The organism is Mariniflexile ostreae, from assembly GCF_042427585.1.
Taxonomy (GTDB): Bacteria; Bacteroidota; Bacteroidia; order Flavobacteriales; family Flavobacteriaceae; genus Pseudalgibacter; species Pseudalgibacter ostreae.
Genome location: NZ_JBHMFC010000061.1, coordinates 1 through 5306, shown reverse-complemented (window position 1 = coordinate 5306; position 5306 = coordinate 1). Strand labels below are relative to the sequence as shown.

5 protein-coding genes are annotated in these 5306 nt (G+C 30.2%); all 5 read right to left on the bottom strand.

Going from position 1 to position 5306, the window contains the following annotated elements; all coding sequences use genetic code 11:
• Nucleotides 1–74 precede the first annotated feature (74 nt).
• The gene (locus ACFFU9_RS10715; protein WP_379861436.1) at nucleotides 75–617 is read right to left on the bottom strand and encodes a hypothetical protein; all 543 of its coding nucleotides are present in this window, start codon (nucleotides 615–617) and stop codon (nucleotides 75–77) included.
• 82 nt (nucleotides 618–699) lie between these two features.
• Nucleotides 700–1698, bottom strand: a complete 999-nt coding sequence (locus tag ACFFU9_RS10710) for a hypothetical protein (protein WP_379861435.1) — start codon at nucleotides 1696–1698, stop codon at nucleotides 700–702.
• Complete coding sequence (locus ACFFU9_RS10705; protein ID WP_379861434.1) at nucleotides 1682–3151, bottom strand: glycoside hydrolase family protein; 1470 nt, start codon at nucleotides 3149–3151, stop codon at nucleotides 1682–1684. The genes ACFFU9_RS10710 and ACFFU9_RS10705 overlap by 17 nt, the downstream gene beginning before the upstream one ends.
• Nucleotides 3152–3300: 149 nt before the next feature.
• A complete protein-coding gene (locus ACFFU9_RS10700) occupies nucleotides 3301–4047 on the bottom strand; it encodes a hypothetical protein (RefSeq protein ID WP_379861433.1) in 747 nt (248 codons plus the stop codon).
• A partial coding sequence (locus ACFFU9_RS10695) for a glycoside hydrolase family 19 protein (protein WP_379861432.1) occupies nucleotides 4038–5306 on the bottom strand: 1269 nt, incomplete at its 5' end. The genes ACFFU9_RS10695 and ACFFU9_RS10700, both read right to left, overlap by 10 nt.

Sequence of the window (5306 nt, the reverse complement as noted above, 5' to 3'; positions counted from 1 at the left end):
CCGTTATAGGTTTTTAATGCTCAGTCAAAAATGGCACGGTTTGAACCGAAATGACTGGCACTATAAAACCGAAATCACTGGCACAAATCGAACCGAAGTAACCACCAATTGGCCCCTTCTATTTTGTCCTTTCCTATTCCTAAACTTTCGGCTATTTCTATCACTCGCTTTCTAAAAGAGCAGGTTACAAATTTTGAATTCTTTTTATTTCCCCAAATCAAAGGTTCACAGGTGTTACCATTGTTTTCGTCATTATCCAACCCCTCCCCAAGAATAACCGCATTATTTTTAGCCTCAAATTCTTTATCTTTAGTTAAGTCTTTGGCAACTTTAAGCATAAGGGCTGTGATACGGTTGCCTTTGCTGTTAATTTTGTCTGTTTCGTCTGTTTTATTGGGGTTGGCTACATAATAGGCTCTTGGAAATTCTGCACCGCTTTTTACTTCTTTAAAATAAAAATAACGGGGTACGCCTTCTTTTCCTTTCTCGTGCGCGCCCTCCCACGATGCATTAGTGGGTATGGTAAAGGTGGTTTCCCCATAACCTTCTTGGTCTATTTTTAGGTTTAGGGTTTCAGATAGTTTTTTATCAAAACCAGACACAGATTCTCGTAACATAAATGTTAAGGCTGCGTTTACATAATTTCTTGCTTCTACTTTTATGGTGACGGTGTCGCCGTATTTTACTATTTCTGTATTCTTATTTTATTTCTTTAATTCCACCTTCTTCAGTAATTTTATAATTTTTCACCTGATTCACACCAACATCACCATTTATATTTTCTGTTTTAACTTTTATTATATAGTCTTTGTTTATTTCAAAAGATGTAGTTTCTAAATCATTTACATTCTCTGGATCATACCATTCTCCCTCAACATATAAGCTTGCCTTTATATCATTATTTTTTATTGTTAATAAGTAATATCGGTAATTAAAATCTGCACAATCCATTGGCACTAAAATTGTTGAAACGTTATTATTCTCAAATAATGGAATAAACCTAAGGTTTTCCTCACTACAAAGCCAATCGGAAGCACCTTTTATATTACACTTTAATATATCGTATTTGACAGTGTTAATATCAATTATTTTATCATAAGGTAATTTTATATTATTTTTTATTGAACATGAAGATAAGATTTCATCATTAAAATCTTCTTGTTTTTTATCTTTAAAAACGATAACAACACCATCTAATTCATTTATTGCAAACAAATAATCTTTAATAATAAAACCTTCATTAAAATAGTTTTTCAGAATTGATTCTTTATGGTGCTTATTCTTATTTTCAAAATAAAATAGGCTATCTTTTAAAGTTAAATTAAGTTCTTTTTTTAGGAAATTTTGATAAAACTCATAAGTATAGTCTCTCATGAAGAATTTTTTAGAACTTATATATCCTGAATAAATAGCTTCTTTGGGTTTACTTTTAAAGTAAATAGAATCATTTGAAAGCTTCAATTCAATATTTTTATATTTATTTCCAATTTCTTGGAACTTATTATCATTAAGTTTAATATCTCCTATTGAAAACCAATTAAAAAAGCTCCAATTATACTGTCTTGAAATATCACTATTCTCTATTTTTGAAATTATAGGTTTATTTATTTCTGAATCCTTATTTTCTTTGCAACCAATAATTAAATAAATAATTAAATAAATAATTAAATAGTTCTTTCTTTTAATGTGTTGAATCATAGATATTATTTTTAAAGATATTAATTTCTGCTTCTCTACGTTTAATTAGACCTAAAGCACCTCCATTTGTAACATTACTCATTTCGTCTGCTCCTTCTGAATATTTTTCAGAATTTATGTTTTTCTTAATTTTTGTTTCTCTACCATTTGCCCCTCCTGTATTTAAAAATTGAGAACCCGTATTAAATAATAAACTAACCAATGCATCAAACTCATACTGATATAAATTAACTTCAATATCTCTTTGTACTGCTTTTTCAAAATCTATCAATCGCTGTTCAAATAATTCCACTGCTTTTTCATCTGTTATACCATTTATAAATTCAACTGGTATTGTTATATCATTTTTACTTTGTCTAGCTATTAAATGCCCATAGCCTATAGTTGCATAACCTTCGGAATCATCATAAACATTTGGTTCAAATTTCTCCCAATCTTTTATAAATTGAACCCCTTTATTACTTGTTCTAAGTATTTTGGGCTCCACTCTATTTTCACTATTATTTCCGTTAGAACTTGCCCCTTGTTGCGAAGCGTATCTTCCTACACAACCACAAGTTTGTATAAACCCTTCTTCCTTAGCTAAATCAACAATTTTTTCACCATTCATTTTTGTTTCTGTCTTAACAAAAAATTCATCCTTTAAATATTCTATATTAAATTCACGGACATCCAAATGCACCCATGTAGTGGCTCCCTTATTGGTTGATTCTAAATAGTAAATATTTTTTTCTGCATTCCAGTCCCATTTTGCTCCTAAATGTTTATTAAATATTTTTTTTCTAATCTCTTCTACGTGGAGTTTGTTTTTAGTTCGTCCACTGTTATAATTATATAGAATATCTAACGCTTTCCCACAATGATTTGTTGATCCTGTTTTTTTATAAATAGAATGGTCATGGCATCTATATCCAGAGTTTATACAATTAGTTTGATAATTTAGCTCTGACTCTTTTTGTAAATAAAAAATAGATGATCTGTATCCCCATAATAAACTTCTATGAATTCCTGGATATTCATATTTTCTGCTTCTTTCTGCAATGGAAGTATTTTGTTTTTCATCACTTTTTCTCCCTTTACCAAATCCACTACAATCACCGCACTTACATTTAACCTCCTCAAATGGGAATATATACTTTTCTCCAAACTCATCAATAGCCTTCAACGTATCACCACAAATATTACCTGTAGGTTCAATTTCCATGTAGTCTTTTTGAAATTGTTTTACCATGGTTAAGGTACGTGTCGTGAATTTTTTAGTCGGCACATTACCACCAAATCCCGCTAGACGTATGTTTATTTCTTGTATGAGTTTGCTTTCTGCTCCTAAACGTATGCAATTTCTTCCTTTACAGTCTCCATCTGCTCCTCCAGTTAATTCTTCGCCAAGCATGACCGCACTATTAACTTCTGTATCCTCATCTAAAGTTTCATCATCGGCTACTTTAAGCATTAAGGCTTCAATGCGATTGCTGTTGCTTTTATTTTCTTCATCTGTTTTATTTGGGTTCGCTACGTAATAGGCTCTTGGGAATTCTGTGTATTTGCTTTAAAAAAATGCCGTGGTTGTTAGGTAAGAGAATCGTGTTTTTTTCTATATGTTTAATGTTTCGACAGTATATTTACAAAATGAATATATTTTTCATCACAACTTTTAAAATGAATGTATTGATTCATATCATTCCCATAATTTTGAATATCTAAAGAATCATTATAGTATAAACCTTCTAATTTTTCAAAATGATAATAAGAAATATTGTTATCAATAGTTTTTTTGAATTTCCCTTTCATTTTTATTTCTCCTTTTTCTTTTATAGAAAATAAAGAATCCCCATATATATATATATATATGTCACAGTTACTATTATATGGTTCAAAAACTTTAGAGTAAAAAGAGTTTTTTATATCTGAAGAATCACCATTTTTTTTTGGTTGTTCGTTCATAATATTTTCAATATCAGAAATTTTACTTATGCCATTGGTGTTAGTAATTTCTATTTTTATATAAGAGGAGCCATTCGTATATGAGACATTGTAAATATTTAAATTTGTAGAGTCTTTTTTAACTAATATATTATCGTCCCATCTGGTGTCTACATCATTTGAATTTAATATTAAGTCATAATCTAATTTCAAAGATTCTAATCTCTTGATTAAATCTATAGTAAGATACTTGGTTTTTAAAGAATCAAGTCCCTTTTTGTTATAGGGGATTTTTTCTGCTATACTTAAATAAGAAGTATAGAAATCTTTAATCCTTTGAATATCTTTATCATTCTTATCTTTACATCCAGATACTAATAAAACTAGCAAAACATGTAGCGTGTATATTATTTTCTTTATTCCCATCTTAATATTTTATATTTTGGTTTAGCTTTTTCATAATCTGATCCTGCCCAAAATTCACTTTGTATAAAATCAGAAATCCATTGACTTCCTGTATGCATTTGGATGTGTCCCCATTTATGATACTTTATTTCCCCTTGAAAAGCTTCAAAAACAGCTATATCTCCTTTGACAGCAGTGTAATTTTCGGAATTTATAATAACAAATCCTTTTTTAGGTAAATATGTATCATAATCTTTTGCATTTGTTCCAGCTGGACGATCACTTGTATCAATTCCTCCGGCCTCTATTGAAAGTCTCACATATGTAGCACAATACCCTATCGATTTAGACTCTGCATTAGCAATTATATAATTCACAGCAGCATCTATATCATAACCTTCTTTTTTGGAAACTTGTTTTTCTTCGTCTTTGGCTCTACACTTACCCACATTTAATAGAATCTTTGCCTTCCCTGTTTTTACTTTTCTGTCCGCTAAACCCCGTTCTCCTCCATTTACAGCCATTGTTACTTTAGTTACATCATCCTTATCAGCAATTATATTAATATTTCCCCAAGAAGAACCAAACTTCCAATACCATCCTGCTGCATCTACCGCATATTTAATTTCTGAAGCTACTATGTCATTATCTGGCTCTTTTATAAAATTTCTAGTTTCTTTAAACTCTTCTTTAATATAGTTAGTATAACTAGTATAATTAGCTCTGCCTGTTAGTTGAATTAAACCTCTTCCTTTAAACCTTTTTCCATCTCCTTTTTCTGTATTTCCTAAATCTTTTCTTCCCTCATATAAAGAACCTGAAGCGTATTCTTCTGTTGTGTTAAAATGGTCAGATTCGTGTTCTATTTGAGCTAAAAAATGTGATAATCGTAAACAAGTATTTATATCATATTTACCCAATACATTATTGATAGCTTCAACCAGTTTTTGAGTTTCTAAATTATAGACTTTAGCTCTGTATTTCATGTTTTTTGCTCCAAACAAAATTTTATCTCCAAATATTTTTTTGAATAATTCTACAGTTAAACCTCCTTGACAATAACAAATTTCTTCAATCTTTCCTTTTTCCAACTCCAACCCCTCACCAAGAATAACTGCATTATTTTTAGCCTCAAATTCTTTATCTTTAGTTAAGTCTTTGGCAACTTTAAGCATAAGGGCTGTGATACGGTTGCCTTTGCTGTTAATTTTGTCTGCTTCGTCTGCTTTGTTTTGATTGGCTACATAATAGGCTCTTGGAAATTCTGCACCGCTTTTTAC

Coding starts and splice junctions, on each gene's coding strand:
- ACFFU9_RS10715 (WP_379861436.1), bottom strand. CDS start 617: ATGTTACGAGAATCTGTGTCTGGTTTTGATAAAAAACTATCTGAAACC.
- ACFFU9_RS10710 (WP_379861435.1), bottom strand. CDS start 1,698: ATGATTCAACACATTAAAAGAAAGAACTATTTAATTATTTATTTAATT.
- ACFFU9_RS10705 (WP_379861434.1), bottom strand. CDS start 3,151: ATGCTTAAAGTAGCCGATGATGAAACTTTAGATGAGGATACAGAAGTT.
- ACFFU9_RS10700 (WP_379861433.1), bottom strand. CDS start 4,047: ATGGGAATAAAGAAAATAATATACACGCTACATGTTTTGCTAGTTTTA.